Origin of the sequence: Bacillus sp. SW14 (assembly GCF_047608225.1) — a bacterium.
Taxonomy (GTDB): Bacteria; Bacillota; Bacilli; order Bacillales; family Bacillaceae; genus Bacillus; species Bacillus subtilis_G.
Genome location: NZ_JBLKRW010000001.1, coordinates 3,712,788 through 3,727,500 on the forward strand (window position 1 = coordinate 3,712,788; position 14,713 = coordinate 3,727,500).

Annotated in this window: 16 protein-coding genes and 1 pseudogene (1 of these 17 running past the window's edge); 4 read left to right on the forward strand and 13 right to left on the reverse strand. The window is 42.8% G+C overall.

The window, feature by feature from the left end; translation table 11 throughout:
- Positions 1–58 precede the first annotated feature (58 nt).
- Positions 59–2,554, forward strand: a complete 2,496-nt coding sequence (locus tag ACMX2I_RS18720) for an NB-ARC domain-containing protein (protein WP_414957967.1) — start codon at positions 59–61, stop codon at positions 2,552–2,554.
- Positions 2,555–2,653: 99 nt separating this feature from the next.
- On the opposite strand, the gene ACMX2I_RS18725 is transcribed toward ACMX2I_RS18720, so the two are convergent.
- From ACMX2I_RS18725 to groES, 4 genes and pseudogenes are all read right to left on the reverse strand, one after another.
- Entirely contained in the window at positions 2,654–3,343 is a 690-nt protein-coding gene (locus ACMX2I_RS18725; protein ID WP_414958360.1) for an alpha/beta hydrolase, read from the reverse strand.
- Between the two features lie 144 nt (positions 3,344–3,487).
- Positions 3,488–3,772: pseudogene (locus ACMX2I_RS18730) on the reverse strand (abhydrolase domain-containing 18); the annotation flags it as partial.
- Positions 3,773–4,375: 603 nt separating this feature from the next.
- Entirely contained in the window at positions 4,376–6,013 is a 1,638-nt protein-coding gene (gene groL, locus ACMX2I_RS18735; protein ID WP_087991314.1) for a chaperonin GroEL, read from the reverse strand.
- Positions 6,014–6,059: 46 nt separating this feature from the next.
- Entirely contained in the window at positions 6,060–6,344 is a 285-nt protein-coding gene (gene groES / locus ACMX2I_RS18740; RefSeq protein WP_003155970.1) for a co-chaperone GroES, read from the reverse strand.
- Between the two features lie 237 nt (positions 6,345–6,581).
- Between groES and ACMX2I_RS18745 the strand changes: the two genes are divergently transcribed.
- Together ACMX2I_RS18745 and ACMX2I_RS18750 are read left to right on the forward strand one after the other, a co-directional pair.
- Complete coding sequence (locus tag ACMX2I_RS18745; RefSeq protein ID WP_289346578.1) at positions 6,582–7,316, forward strand: CPBP family intramembrane glutamic endopeptidase; 735 nt, start codon at positions 6,582–6,584, stop codon at positions 7,314–7,316.
- The gene (locus ACMX2I_RS18750) at positions 7,313–7,504 is read left to right on the forward strand and encodes a YdiK family protein (protein WP_087991312.1); all 192 of its coding nucleotides are present in this window, start codon (positions 7,313–7,315) and stop codon (positions 7,502–7,504) included. The genes ACMX2I_RS18745 and ACMX2I_RS18750 overlap by 4 nt, the downstream gene beginning before the upstream one ends.
- 38 nt (positions 7,505–7,542) lie before the next feature.
- On the opposite strand, the gene tatC is transcribed toward ACMX2I_RS18750, so the two are convergent.
- The 4 genes from tatC to moaC are packed head-to-tail and all read right to left on the reverse strand — an operon-like array spanning position 7,543 to position 9,665.
- Complete coding sequence (tatC, locus tag ACMX2I_RS18755; protein ID WP_333561761.1) at positions 7,543–8,307, reverse strand: twin-arginine translocase subunit TatC; 765 nt, start codon at positions 8,305–8,307, stop codon at positions 7,543–7,545.
- Between the two features lie 6 nt (positions 8,308–8,313).
- Positions 8,314–8,487 carry a sec-independent protein translocase protein TatAY gene (gene tatAY / locus ACMX2I_RS18760; RefSeq protein WP_003234072.1) on the reverse strand — a complete coding sequence of 58 codons (174 nt, stop codon included), beginning with the start codon at positions 8,485–8,487 and terminating at the stop codon, positions 8,314–8,316.
- A gap of 21 nt (positions 8,488–8,508) precedes the next feature.
- Positions 8,509–9,156, reverse strand: a complete 648-nt coding sequence (locus tag ACMX2I_RS18765) for a redox-sensing transcriptional repressor Rex (protein ID WP_087991310.1) — start codon at positions 9,154–9,156, stop codon at positions 8,509–8,511.
- Positions 9,153–9,665 carry a cyclic pyranopterin monophosphate synthase MoaC gene (gene moaC, locus ACMX2I_RS18770; RefSeq protein WP_414957971.1) on the reverse strand — a complete coding sequence of 171 codons (513 nt, stop codon included), beginning with the start codon at positions 9,663–9,665 and terminating at the stop codon, positions 9,153–9,155. Before moaC ends, ACMX2I_RS18765 begins: the two co-directional genes overlap by 4 nt.
- Before the next feature lie 125 nt (positions 9,666–9,790).
- On the opposite strand from moaC, the gene ACMX2I_RS18775 reads away from it, so the two are divergent.
- The gene (locus ACMX2I_RS18775) at positions 9,791–11,719 is read left to right on the forward strand and encodes an ABC-F family ATP-binding cassette domain-containing protein (RefSeq protein ID WP_087991308.1); all 1,929 of its coding nucleotides are present in this window, start codon (positions 9,791–9,793) and stop codon (positions 11,717–11,719) included.
- A gap of 226 nt (positions 11,720–11,945) precedes the next feature.
- On the opposite strand, the gene tsaD is transcribed toward ACMX2I_RS18775, so the two are convergent.
- The 5 genes in view from tsaD to thiL are tightly spaced (at most 14 nt apart) and all read right to left on the reverse strand, a layout consistent with a single transcriptional unit that may run on beyond the window.
- Complete coding sequence (gene tsaD, locus ACMX2I_RS18780) at positions 11,946–12,986, reverse strand: tRNA (adenosine(37)-N6)-threonylcarbamoyltransferase complex transferase subunit TsaD (RefSeq protein WP_087991307.1); 1,041 nt, start codon at positions 12,984–12,986, stop codon at positions 11,946–11,948.
- Entirely contained in the window at positions 12,979–13,434 is a 456-nt protein-coding gene (gene rimI / locus ACMX2I_RS18785; protein ID WP_414957974.1) for a ribosomal protein S18-alanine N-acetyltransferase, read from the reverse strand. The genes tsaD and rimI overlap by 8 nt, the downstream gene beginning before the upstream one ends.
- 9 nt (positions 13,435–13,443) lie before the next feature.
- Positions 13,444–14,133, reverse strand: a complete 690-nt coding sequence (tsaB, locus tag ACMX2I_RS18790; RefSeq protein ID WP_414957976.1) for a tRNA (adenosine(37)-N6)-threonylcarbamoyltransferase complex dimerization subunit type 1 TsaB — start codon at positions 14,131–14,133, stop codon at positions 13,444–13,446.
- A complete protein-coding gene (gene tsaE / locus ACMX2I_RS18795) occupies positions 14,114–14,590 on the reverse strand; it encodes a tRNA (adenosine(37)-N6)-threonylcarbamoyltransferase complex ATPase subunit type 1 TsaE (protein WP_414957978.1) in 477 nt (158 codons plus the stop codon). The genes tsaB and tsaE overlap by 20 nt, the downstream gene beginning before the upstream one ends.
- Before the next feature lie 14 nt (positions 14,591–14,604).
- Positions 14,605–14,713, reverse strand: partial view of a thiamine-phosphate kinase gene (gene thiL, locus ACMX2I_RS18800; RefSeq protein ID WP_414957979.1) — the 3' end only. Its footprint extends 869 nt past the window's final position; only the last 109 of its 978 coding nucleotides appear in the window; the start codon falls outside the window, past its right edge — the gene reads right to left on this strand; its stop codon occupies positions 14,605–14,607.

The window sequence follows — 14,713 nt, forward strand, 5'->3', positions numbered from 1 at the left end:
TTTTCATATACAAAAAACGCTGGATTGATAAAATAGTACTAATAGGAGGTGCAGGCTTATGGCTGAACTTGAAAACCGAAAACAATTTGCAGAACTGCTGGCACCTGCCGTCAAATCACTCAAGCTTCATCCTGATTATAAAGTCAGAAGGAAAAAGAACGAAAAAACAGGACAGTCTTATATAGATAAAATCGCACTCCAGCTGGGAGTCTCCTCTAACACGATCAAAAGCTGGATCGGGCAGATGGGTGCAAACTATATTCCCGGAAGAATTGAGGACGGAAAACTGTTCGGGATGATCTGGATCATTCTCGAAAAGACCGACTTCGATATCGAGTGGCTGATGAACCTGCTGGGAACCACCACCATTCCTGTCATTAAACCCGCATTGCCTGTATGGGTAGCGTCTTGTCTTAAAAAAGCAAAAACGATAGGAAAAGATGGATCGTTTGGAGCTCCGATTGATGACGATATAGAAATAGCAGTAAAACGGCTGTTTCATGATATCCCCGTCCAAAAAACGAATGCGCTTACAGAACAGCCTATCACGCATAACCTACCGTCACGCTGGGCCGGGAGCTTTATCGGACGCAGCTTTGATATGGAAGCGATACGGCAATGGATGCTTTCTCCGTCACCAGTCTGTTTAATCACCGGTTGGGCCGGCATGGGAAAAACCACAATCGCTCTTGAAGCTGCCTATTCCTGTGTCGATGATACTTCAGATTGGCCGGCATTCAATAGCATCATCTGGGTCAGCGCTGATTGGAAAGGACGGAGCTTTAGCGATTTTTTAAATACGATCGCCTATCAGCTCGGACGCGCTGAACAAATCGATAAATCAATCAATGAAAAACGATTCGTCGTCCGCAATGCATTAGCCAATTACACAAGAGAAAAACCAGTACTGCTGATCGTTGACAGCATCGATACCGCAGAACGTGACATTCACGAATTTATCACAAGCCTTCCGCAAGGTGTTAAAGTTCTCCTCACAGCACGAGAAAACGTAAAACAAACCTATCGGGAAGGCTCCAGAGAAATGGCAGCCATCCAGCTGAGCGGCCTTGACCAAACAGATGCCCTAGTATTTTTTCATCAAGAAGTGCATCGCTGCTTACAAACATGCAACCTCCCACATAAACAGGAAAAGCTGGAACAGCTGTTACATCTATCGTCTGAACTGAAGAACGAATTCATATCAGCGACTGCCGGAAACCCGAAAGCCATGGCACTCAGCATCGCCTATATGTCAGACGATGACATTCCCGCTCAGCAGCTGATTCATGAACTTGGAAAAGCAGGCTACTCTCTGTTGGAATTGTTTGAGTTCCTCTTTGGCCGCACATGGGACAGATGCAATGAAGATACGAGAAAGCTATGGCAGGTGCTATGCTTTTTCAGCAAGCCGCCGGATGAAAAAAGCCTGGCGGCAGCTGCCGGATTAGACGCCCGTCGTTTTCATTACGCGATTGAACAAATGCGGTCATATGCTCTGATTCAGCCGGAACGAAGCGAAGGAAGGACACAATACTTAGCGCACCAAACCGTTGTCGCTTACGGAGAACAGCACTTGTCCGAACAGCACGAATATGAAAAAGAAGCCCGCAGCCGCTGGGCTCACTATTATATTGAGTATGCCGAAACCCATTTAAAGCGAGAACAGCCCAACTCTATCTATTGGAGCTACCTGCTGGGGCGGAACTTAGATCAAATGAAACAAGAATGGCCAAATATCTTAAAGGTCATCAAATGGACAAGCGAAACCAGACAAAAAGAATTCCTAATCGAACTCATCACCCGCATCAGCCATTTTCTAAGCAGAATCAACCTGCCCCTGCGAATCGAATACGGATGCAAAGCCGCCGATGCTGCCCACCAATTAGGCAAACACACACGAGAAGCTTTCTTCCGAATCGACACAGCAGGCTGGGCACTGATGGAAGTCAATGATTTAGACGGGGCGCTTCAGCAAATTGATGCCGGACTAAAGATTCTGGAACAATCAGACGCTGCAGATCACGATGCCCTTGATCTAAAGGTTTGGGGACTCGCACTGCAATCGAGGCTGTTTTTAAAAGCCGGGCAACAGGAAAAAGCAGAGACCATTTTAAACAAAATCGAAGATCAACCGATTTCCCCTACAATTCAACACAGGGTTCTATTGGTTCGCGGTGACTTAGGCTTTGTGAGAAGTCATGATGAAGAAGCCATTCAATTATACGAAGCGGCAAATAAAATCAGCTCCACGTACGGCGGCGAAAAAACGATAGAAGCCTATTTCAATCTGGGTGTCGCTTACGTGAAGTGTGATCAGTTTGAGAAAGCAGAAGAAGCCTTTGAGCAGATGCTTTATGACAAACATAACGCGAATCAAGTTGAGTTGATCTATTATTATTATGGGATGGCGCAGTTGTTGTATCGTAAAGGAGAGAAAACGAAAGCGATGGAATTCAATCAGAAGGCGATTCGTTTGATTGATTCGTGGGAGCCTGCGATTGGGATTCGGGGTGAGGTGGAACTATTGGCAAGGGTCATTAAAGAAAACGACTAGCAAGCATAGTAGTTTTGTCATCAATCTCACTCAGTTTCTTTATTAATAAATAGGAAAGACCAACTGAAGTCGCAGTTGGTCTTTCGTTTCTTATAAGGTTTACAAATGTACTGAACCACTTTTTCCCGTATGTATCCTTTCCCGTATAAAGGAAAGCGCATCATTTGCGAGCTTTTTGTGATAAAGAACAATACCTGAATGACCACAATTGTAGATAAATCTTGTGGGTTTCTCCCAACTTTCCCATAAATAATCTGCATCTTTTAAGTCAATATACTGATCATGTTTAGCAGAAATCAGCAGAATGTTATCTTTATTAACTTTCGGCAAGGCTTGGCTAGGATCTGTGATATTCCAATATTTTATTAACTCTTCATAGGTCACACCATTTTGTTCTAATTCTTCTCTTATGAATTTACCTGGGATCGTGTTCCATATTGAATAAGAAAGGCGATTGGCATAAAAGATTGATACCACTGCATCAATTTGAGATTCTAGGGTAACAATTAGATTAGTAACCCATCCCCCAAGGCTTACTCCGACTAAGATAACAGGGCCTTTTTTATTTGCTTTTATCCAGTGAATTAACGCTCGTAAATCTACAATGGCCTGTCTTGTCGACTCAATTGTACGATCAATATTTGCACTAATCATCAATTCGCCACTATACAGTGAATTTTCCGGTTCTCTTTCAAAATGGTATGGAAGACAATAATAATACATGTTCCAGCCTAAATCGTTCATGATACGATTATGAAATATTTTTTTGATCCTATTGTACGAATCCATGCGCCAGCCGTGTACAAAGATGACATTGGGTTGATCTATGTCATTTTCATTTAAAAAAACCTCCCCTTTTAAAGTATCATTAACAAGATTCCCAGATTGAGTTAAGGATTCATAACTAAATGTTCCAACCCTATAACTTTCTTTAGATTCATTCAAATCAATGGAAACATCAGCTATATTTGCACTGTAAAATTCCTCTCTATCATCTACATCGGCTGTAAAAGCAGCAGAAAAATGTTTATCTTTGCTTCTTTTTCTATGTAAATCATATAAAGCCAAACGATCTATCATTTCTGAAAAATGCACTATTAATTCCTCCTTGATCATCATAAAAAAACTAATATTAGAGTTGATAATTAGGTTGTCTATCTTCATAGAGTCCGGAACGGATTTTATCAAATGTTATTGGAAGAACCTAACCCCATCGATAGGAAATTATTGGGAACCGGATGTCATTATTATGTCGCTCTTTATATTTAACATAAAAAGACGATTTCCTTATTGCAAGAAAAACATCGTCTTATAGCAGCTAAAAAAACAACACAAATAGACATTTTAACAGGATTTTACAGACCTTCCCTAGGGGAAACCGTCTAAGAGTGTTGGTGGCACTATTTAGATAATCGGGGCTTTTTTGTCGTACGACAGTATACAAATATAGTCTCCTGTCTGCAATAGAGAGAGGTAAAAAAAGTTTGGATAAATAATTTTCAAACCCTTTTTATAATCATAACAGAAACGCAGTTTACTGAAGTTACAGTAAGCCGTTTGTCAAAGAGGCAAGCAGGAACCTGAGCCGGTAGAGATGACAATGAATAGTCCATATCGGGGTTACCTACCATTTATTAAAACTATTGAAAATTGATATAGAACAGTGCTGAAAAATCAAATCACAAAAGACAGAAAAAAAGCCCCTCACAAGTTCAATGAACTCATGAGAAGCCTCGAAAATCTATAAATGGCACCAAATGGGCATTAAAAATGACGTCTATTGCCGACAAACCCTTGTAAATCAAAGGTTTTTTGTCGGTTTTACATCATGCCGCCCATACCGCCCATGCCGCCCATATCAGGCATACCAGCACCGCCGCCAGCATTCTCTTCCGGCTTGTCAGCGACAACAGCTTCAGTTGTTAAGAGCATTGCTGCTACAGAAGCTGCATTTTGCAGTGCAGAGCGAGTCACTTTCGTTGGGTCAACGATACCTTTGTCGATCATGTTTACCCATTCGCCAGTTGCAGCGTTGAAGCCTACGCCGATTTTTTCGTTTTTGAGGCGCTCAACGATGACAGATCCTTCAAGACCAGCATTGTGTGCGATTTGACGGATTGGCTCTTCAAGCGCGCGAAGCACGATGTTGATACCTGTTTGAGCATCACCTTCAGCTTCAACTGCAGCCACTTTGTTATATACGTTGACAAGCGCTGTACCACCGCCAGATACGATGCCTTCTTCAACAGCTGCGCGAGTTGAGTTCAGGGCGTCTTCGATGCGAAGTTTACGCTCTTTCAGCTCAGTTTCAGTTGCAGCGCCGACTTTGATGACAGCTACGCCGCCAGCAAGTTTCGCAAGACGCTCTTGTAATTTTTCTCTGTCGAATTCAGAAGTTGTTTCTTCCACTTGAGCGCGGATTTGAGTCACGCGGGCAGAAATTTTGTCAGTTTCGCCAGCGCCTTCAACAATTGTTGTGTTTTCTTTTGTAACCACAACTTTAGAAGCGCGTCCCAATTGTGTGATTTCAGTCGATTTCAGGTCAAGGCCAAGATCTTCTGTGATGACTTCTCCGCCAGTAAGGACAGCGATGTCTTCAAGCATTGCTTTACGGCGGTCACCGAAGCCAGGAGCTTTAACAGCAACTGCGTTGAATGTGCCGCGAAGTTTGTTCACAACAAGTGTTGCAAGTGCTTCGCCTTCAACATCCTCAGCGATCAGAAGCAATGGTTTGCCTTGCTGAACAACCTGTTCAAGCACAGGAAGGATTTCTTGAATGTTTGTGATTTTTTTGTCTGTGATTAAGATGTAAGGATTGTCGAGAACCGCTTCCATCTTATCAGAGTCAGTTACCATGTAAGGAGACGCATATCCGCGGTCGAATTGCATACCTTCAACAACTTCAAGCTCAGTTGTGAAGCCTTTAGACTCTTCGATTGTGATAACGCCGTCGTTTCCTACGCGCTCCATTGCTTCAGCGATAAGGCTTCCGACTTCCTCATCAGCAGCAGAGATCGCAGCAACCTGAGCGATAGACTCTTTGCCTTCGATTGGCTTAGAAATTTCTTGTAAGTTTTCAATCGCAACCGCTACAGCTTTTTCCATACCTTTGCGCACGCCTACAGGATTAGCGCCTGCTGTTACGTTTTTAAGGCCTTCACGGATCATTGCTTGCGCAAGAACTGTCGCAGTTGTTGTACCGTCACCGGCAACATCGTTTGTTTTGCTGGCTACTTCAGCAACAAGCTTAGCACCCATGTTTTCAAACGCGTCTTCGAGTTCGATTTCTTTAGCGATTGTTACACCGTCATTTGTGATTAACGGAGAACCGAATTTTTTCTCTAGAACCACGTTGCGTCCTTTTGGTCCTAAAGTAACTTTTACAGCATCAGCAAGTGCATCGACACCGCGAAGCATTGCGCGGCGAGCTTCTTCACTAAACTTAATATCTTTTGCCATTTTTACAAAACCTCCTCGAATTTTTAAGTATTTGTTTATTTAAGAATTAGCCGATAACAGCTAAAATGTCGCTTTCACGTAAGATTAAGTATTCAGTACCTTCGTATTTCACTTCAGTACCTGCGTATTTTGAGAAGATAATGCGGTCGCCCTCTTTTACTTCTAAAGCAACGCGCTCTCCGCTTTCTAACACGCGACCTGAACCAGCTGCCACGATTTTGCCTTCTTGTGGTTTTTCTTTTGCAGAATCCGGCAACACAATTCCGCTGGCAGTTTTTTCTTCAGATTCTACGAGTTCAATGACAACGCGATCACCTAATGGCTTTAACAATGTAATAACCTCCTCAATAGTATGAATATGTAATTTTAGCACTCAACACTAAAGAGTGCTAACACAATTCTTATAATAAAGAATCTCACTTCCAATTTCAAGTGATAAGATAAAAAAATTTTCACGCTTACATGATTCTTTTCAGCACCCTTATCCCTTAGCTTTTTCACCCCCGTTCTGATTATGTTACAATAGCTGTAGACAACGAAACCCATTTAACAAAGGAGTACATACCATTTGAGAAAACAGTATTGGTTTATTATTTTGACATATATCATTATGCAGTTTTCTGCATTTATCGGGATTCCCTTGTTATTTAGATTCGGTTATGCCGGAGGACAGCCTACCAAGGAAAACATGCTGCACGCACAAGGATTATGGTCCGTCATCAGCTTTATCGCCTGTCTCGTTGTCGTTCTGCTTATTCTGAGAACGGTTCCGAAGACAACGTTGCGAAACGGCCGGAAAGACTCCGTCGGGCTTTCTATCCTTTGGGCGATAGCCGGTTTTTTCATTGCCCTTTTCTCTCAAGGAATAGCAGGCTCTATTGAATATTATATATTCGGCATCGGAAGAGAATCAGAAAATACACAAGCCATTCTTAAAGTCATTCAGGCAGTCCCGCTCATGATTATCGTTTCTTCTATCGTCGGGCCTATATTAGAAGAAATCCTCTTCAGAAAAATCATTTTCGGGGCGCTTTACGAAAAAACGAATTTCTTTTTTGCAGCACTGCTCAGCTCGATTATTTTCGGTATTGTTCACGCTGATTTGAAGCATCTTCTTCTTTATACAGCTATGGGCTTTACCTTTGCCTTCTTGTATGCGAGGACAAAACGGATATGGGTGCCGATTTTCGCCCATGTCATGATGAATACATTTGTCGTTATCATGCAGCTTGAACCTGTTCAGAAGTACCTTGAACAGCAGAGCACACAAATGCAATTGATTATTGGAGGATTATTTCTATGAGAAACCCGGTCGTTTGGGGAATGATCTATTTTGCCGTAGGGTGCATCTTTACTTATCTTGCCGCAAGCTCGCCAGGCAGCATGTGGTCATTTTACTCCATCCTGCTGATGGTGTTCGCCGCTTACAACATCAGCATTTCATTTAAGATGTTCGCCTTTTCATTGAAAATCAAAAAGAACCAGAAATAAAGAAAATCCATTTCTCCGTATGAGAAATGGATTTTTTATTATTGCCCGGAAGACACGTCCTGGTCGGAAGCGCTGCTTTTCTGCGCTTTCCGATAGGCGGCCTTCGATATAAAAATACTGATTTCATATAAAATCAACAGCGGAACAGTGACCATCATATGAGACAAAAGCTCAGGAGGCGTAATCAGGGCAGCGATCACAAGCAGCGCAAAATACGCATACTTTCTGATTTTCGCTAAGAACATGGGTGTCACAATTCCAAGCCTTGTCAAAAACATGAGAATGACCGGCATTTGGAACAACAGTCCGAACGGAATTGTCAGCTGCAGAAGAAAATGAAAATACTCATTAATTCCGATCACCTGATTGACATTCAAGTCCTGAGAGATTCGCTTCATAAAATCAACAACAAAAGGAAATAAAATATAATACGAAAAAGATAAGCCCGCTAAAAACAACAAAACAGAGATCGGAATGTAACCGAGCGTTACTTTTCGCTCTTTCTCATAGAGGCCTGGACTCACAAAAGCCCAAAGCTGATAAAGAATAACCGGGGAGGTCAGAACAATGCCGATGATAAACGCAAACTGCATAAACACAAAAAGCGGATCTGTCAGGTTAAACGCGTTAAGCGTAAGCTCCTTCGCTTCATCTGTTTTTTGCAGATACACAATAATCGGCTTCGCTAAGAAAAATCCCGCGATGAAAAAAACGACAAACGCCAGCGCCACAACCAGCAATCGTTTTCGAAGCTCAGCAATATGCTCCAGCAGCGACATTTGATTCACATTCATTCGTGTCACCCTAACCTACTGATCTTCTTTCTTTTTTTCCTCTTCATCACTCGTTAATCCTTTAGTAGCGTTTTTGAATTCACGAAGTGTGTCTCCCGCTGCTTTCCCCAGTTCAGGCAGCTTTTTAGGACCGAAGATAATTAAAGCAACGATTGCGATAACAGCAAGGCTTCCAGGACCGATCGGCATATGTGGGCTCCTCCTTTCCCTCTATTCGATTTCCTCCAAAACTGAATAATGCTTCAAGAAATAAACCAGTGATTGAAGCTCTACAGCTAAATCTATATGATGAATTCGAATGTGTTCCGGCACATTCAAGCGGGCCGGCGTAAAGTTAAGAATACCCTTGATTCCTAACGCGACTAATCTGTCTGTAATAGGCTGAGCAGCAACTGCTGGCACTGTTAGAATGGCAACTGATTCATTTTTTACGTACTGTTCAAGGTCATTAAGGTTATAGACGGGCACGCCGCCTACCTCAGTTCCTATTTTACTCTCATTTATATCAAAAGCCATAGAAATTTTTGTGTTATTATTTTTTGTGAAATTATAGTGAAGAAATGCCGTTCCCAAGTTCCCGACACCAATCAAGATGACGTCTGTCATCTCATCCTGATCAAGCGTTTTGCGGAAAAAAGACAGCAAATAATCCACGTTATATCCATATCCTTTTTTGCCAAGAGCTCCAAAATAGGAAAAATCCCTGCGAATCGTGGCAGAATCAACCTTTACGGCATCACTGAGTTCAGCGGAAGATACACGCTGTTTTCCTGACGCATGCAGATTCTTTAAAAAGCGATAGTAAAGCGGCAGCCTTTTTGCCGTCGCCTGCGGAATTTTTGATTGATCCTTATTCATTTTTGGTCCTCCAAATTATACTCGGATAGTTCTCTTTTAAAGTCACCGTTTTTCCCGCCTGTCTTTTCCAGCAAGAAAGTAGGGCCGATGACCATCCCCTTATCAAGGGCCTTGCACATATCGTAAACGGTAAGAGCGCACACCGATGCAGAAGTGAGCGCTTCCATTTCCACACCTGTACTCCCTTTCGTTTTGACCTGTGCTTTTATATGAAGTATAACTTCTTTTTCTTTTATTTTCCAGTCGAACGATATATCTACTCCGCTCAGTGAAAGCGGATGGCACATCGGAATGATAGTGGACGTTTGCTTTGCCGCCATAATGCCTGCCACCTGCGAAACAGCCAGTACATCTCCTTTGCCGATATCGTGACTTTGTATTTTCTCGTACACTTCATTCTTCATGTGTACGCTTGAAACAGCCGCCGCAGTACGGACAGTCGAAGATTTTTCGCTTATATCCACCATCTGGGCTCTTCCCTGTTCATTAAAATGAGAAAATCCATTCATATTAAAACTCTCCTTAAAAAGATCATACACTATTTTCTTCTCTATGTCTTATTCGGCCAATGTATTGTTTGCTGACTTCTGATTCATAAGCTACACTTAACTTATTATAGCAGAGGTGAAATAATATGATGATCTTACAAGTTAATCAGCTGTCCAAATCATTTGGTGCTGATACTATTTTAAACAATATAAAGCTGGAAGTCAGAAATCGTGATCGCATCGCCATTGTAGGTAGAAATGGCGCGGGAAAATCTACGTTGCTTAAAATTATCGCAGGCCAGCTATCGTATGAAAAGGGCGAAGTCATTAAACCGAAAGATATTACAATGGGATATCTCGCCCAGCATACGGGCTTGGATTCTAAGCTTACCATAAAAGAAGAGCTGCTGACTGTTTTTGACCACTTAAAAGCAATGGAAAAGGAAATGCGGGCTATGGAAGAAAAAATGGCGGCAGCTGATCCCGATGAATTGGAAAGCATCATGAAAACCTATGACCGGCTTCAGCAGGATTTCAAGGATAAAGGCGGCTATCAATATGAAGCGGATGTCAGATCTGTGCTGCATGGCCTCGGCTTCAGCCATTTTGACGATTCGACACAGGTGCAAAGCCTCAGCGGAGGCCAGAAAACAAGACTGGCCCTAGGTAAGCTTCTGTTAACACAGCCTGATTTGCTCATTCTTGATGAGCCGACAAACCATCTCGATATTGATACACTAACCTGGCTTGAACATTATTTGCAGGGCTATTCAGGCGCCATTCTCATCGTTTCTCATGACCGCTACTTTTTGGACAAAGTGGTAAACCAAGTATACGAGGTATCTAGAGCTGAAAGTAAAAAGTATCACGGCAACTACAGCGCTTATCTCGACCAAAAAGCCGTGCAATATGAAAAAGATCTTAAAGTGTATGAAAAGCAGCAGGATGAAATCGCAAAGCTCCAGGACTTCGTAGACCGAAATCTGGCAAGAGCCTCTACCACAAAAAGAGCGCAAAGCCGCCGAAAGCAGCTTGATCGAATGGAAGTCAAAGCAAAACCGCTCGGCGATGAAAAATCCGCAAACTTTCATTTTGATATTACAAAACAGAGCGGAAACGAAGTCCTGCGTGTTCAAGATCTCACAATCAGCTATGAAAACCAGCCGCCGCTTTTAAAAGAAGTGTCCTTCATGCTTACAAGAGGAGAAAGCGCCGCGCTTGTCGGCCCAAACGGGATCGGTAAATCGACATTGCTGAAAACATTAATGGACACCCTGAAGCCAGATCAAGGAACGATCTCATACGGCTCGAATGTCAGTGTCGGCTACTATGATCAGGAGCAGGCTGAGCTGACTTCCTCCAAACGTGTCCTTGATGAGCTGTGGGATGAGTACCCCGGGCTTCCGGAAAAAGAAATCAGAACTTGTCTCGGGAACTTCTTGTTTTCCGGAGATGATGTATTGAAACCCGTGCATTCACTGAGCGGGGGTGAAAAAGCAAGAGTGGCCCTTGCTAAGCTGATGCTTCAAAAAGCAAATTTTCTCATCCTTGATGAACCAACAAACCATCTGGACTTAGATAGCAAAGAAGTTCTCGAAAACGCGCTGATTGATTATCCAGGCACATTGTTATTTGTCTCACATGACAGATATTTTATTAACAGAATCGCCACAAGAGTCTTGGAGCTATCTTCAAACCATATAGAAGAATATCTGGGCGATTACGATTATTATACGGAGAAAAAAACAGAACAGCTTGAACTGGAGAAAATGAATCAGCAAGAGGAAACAGAAAAAACGCCCGCCACGGTAAAGTCTGACTCCAAACGTTCCTACGAAGAAGAAAAAGAATGGAAAAAGAAAGAACGCCAACGGCTCCGGCGGATTGAAGAAATTGAAACCACTGTTCAAACCATTGAAGAAAACATCAGCCGCAATGATGAATTGCTTTGTGACCCGGAAGTCTTTAAAGATCACGAAAAGGTACAAGACATCCATGCAGAAAACGAGAAACTCAATCAGGAGCTGGAGATTCTTTTATCCGAATGGGAAGAACTATCCACAGAAGAAGCTTAAAAAAAGTCAAGCACCTCTTTTTCGAGGTGCTTTTTATCCACAGAAAATAACCTTTTAGGTAAACAAAGTAAGCGCTTTATACACATTATCCACAAAATATTCTGAATTTATCCACTTTATTAACAGTGTCTTCAGCCCTTTATCCATCTATATCTCCATAATTACTCACAGACATGTGGATAAATTGAGAATTATCTGTTAATAAAAGATAAAAAGTCTCACGCCATTATATCGTGAGACTTTGATATGAAGTCAATTCAAGGCCAGGCTGGCCATTCATATCATATGAACCGCGAATCCCCTTCTCAAAAGCAATGGTACCAGCCGCAGCAATCATCGCAGCATTATCCGTACACAACGCTAACGGAGGAATGACAAGCGCAATGCCTTCATGCTGTGCAAATTCCTTTTCTAGTGCTGCTCTGAGTCCTCTGTTTGCAGCTACTCCACCAGCTAAAAGGACCTGTTTAACGCCATATTCCTTTGCCGCACGCGCCGTTTTCGTCACCAAGACATCAATTACGCTATTTTGGAAACTGGCAGACAAATCTTCCGGAGCAATCTCTTGTCCTTTTTGAGACGCATTATGAAGCGTATTGATCACGGCAGACTTCAACCCGCTGAAGCTGAAATTGTAAGAGCCTTCTTCAAGCCATGCCCGAGGAAGCGGAATATTGCCATTCCCTTTTTCAGCAAGCTTATCAATTTGCGGTCCGCCCGGATACGGCAGTCCCATTGTTCGCGCCACCTTGTCATAAGCTTCACCCGCTGCATCATCGAGCGTTTCCCCAATGACTTCAAATGATCCGTGTTCCTTCATATAGACCAATTCCGTATGGCCCCCTGAAACGACCAATGCCAATGCCGGAAACACGATCTCTTCTACAAGACGATTCGCGTATATATGACCGGCTATATGATGGACGCCAATTAACGGAATGTTATGCGCAAAGCTCAATGCTTTAGCAGCGTTCACTCCGATAAGAAGCGCTCCCACCAATCCCGGACCTTCAGTTACTGCAATCGCGTCAATATCACTATACGTCATGTCAGCTTTACGAAAAGCCTCTTCTATGACCAAAGTAATCTGCTCAACATGATGTCTTGAAGCAATTTCCGGAACAACGCCTCCAAAGCGCTTATGGCTTTCAATTTGAGAGGCCACTACGTTCGAAATGATTTCTTTCCCGTTTTTCACAATTGCTGCCGCCGTTTCATCACAGCTTGTTTCAATTCCTAATACGTAAGTCTCTTTTTGCTCACTCATTTATCGTCACCCACATAATTAACGCATCTTCCCCGTTATCAGTATAATAGTTCTTTCTTATTCCGCCGGCCTGCATCCCGAACTTTTTATATAAGCCTTGAGCAGGATGATTAGAAACCCTCACTTCAAGCGAAAGCCGCCTTGCTTCTTTTTCTTTGCACAGTTCCATCGCTGAGCGAAAAAGCGTTTCTCCTAAAGACTGGCCGCGATACTCCGGTTTGATCGCGATATTCGTAATTTGCGCATCGTCCATCACAATCCAAATCCCGCAATACCCAGCAACATGGCCGTTCTTTTCGATCACGAGATAATGAGCATACGGATTTTCCAGCAGCTCATGATAAAACGAATCCTTCGTCCACGGAGACGTAAAGGAGGATGTTTCGATTTCGTATACGTGATCTATATCATCATTCCGCATGTTTCTGACCGCTGCTTTTGTTTTCATCCTATCACCCTACTTTTGACTTTCAATCCATTTCGCTTCAGCTTCCGCCAGCCGCAAGTATTCCGGGACAAGGCCATGAACATCAGCTGCTTCTTTTTCCGCCCCTAGAAAACCCAATTCTGAAGGACGCGGGTTATGCTGAGCAGCAGCTCCAATGATCCCTTTTGGTCCAAGCACATCCTCTATCATCTGCTTGTGAATGGAAGTATCATGACCTAAAAACAAAACAGGGCGTTCTTTTTCTTTTAGCATCTCCAGCCAATCGGCCAGCATCACATTTTGATCAGGAACAACTTGATCCAAAAGCCCGTTTTTGTATTCATACAGACCTGTATACACCTGTCCACGTCTGGCATCAAAGATAGGGCTGATCAGCCCGTCAAAATGCCGTCCATTTGCCGCAAGCGCCTCAAGGCTTGATACAGCAGTAATCGGAATGTGTAAAGACCAGGCAAGCGTTTTTGCGAGCGTCACGCCAATCCTGACTCCTGTGTATGAACCAGGTCCTTTCGCAACCACAATTTTAGAAAGATCCTGCGGTGTCATCTCACAATCCTTCAGCAATGAATGAACAGCAGGCATCGCTCTTACAGAGTGGTTCTTTTTTAAATATGTAATATATTCTGCTATGACGGTGTCTTCTCGAAGCAGCGCAATGCCCAACGTATAATTTGATGTGTCAATTGCTAATATTGTCATGTCCACTTATCTCCTCACAAAGCATTTCATACCGATTCCCGTCAGCAGTAAAGGTAATTTCCCGCTCATCATCGCCAGCTCTTTTAACGACAATCTGCAGTCGCTCCTTTGGAAGCTGCTCTTCAATTAAATGAGCCCATTCAACGAGGCAGACACCTTGTCCGTGAAAATATTCGTCAAGTCCCAAATCCTCACTTTCATCTTCCATTCTATACACATCCATATGATAAAGAGGAAGTGTGCCATCGTTATATTCTTTTATAATTGTAAAAGTCGGACTGTTTACAACACGTGTAATTCCAAGTCCTTCCGCAAAACCTTTCGTAAAAGTCGTTTTTCCGGCCCCTAAATCGCCCTCTAATGTCAGGACGTCTCCCGGTTTAGCAAACGATGCCGTCAGCTTAGCAATCGCTTTTGTTTCTTCAGGATTTACAGTTCTCCATTTTAATTGCTTCACACGAGTCACCCGTCTTATTTAAAATGATTATATCCTTTTTTTTCTATGATCTTTGATGTTTTACCTGTTTTAAGGATCACGTTGGATTCAGTTTTTTCTCTGACATGACCAATCTTTGTAATG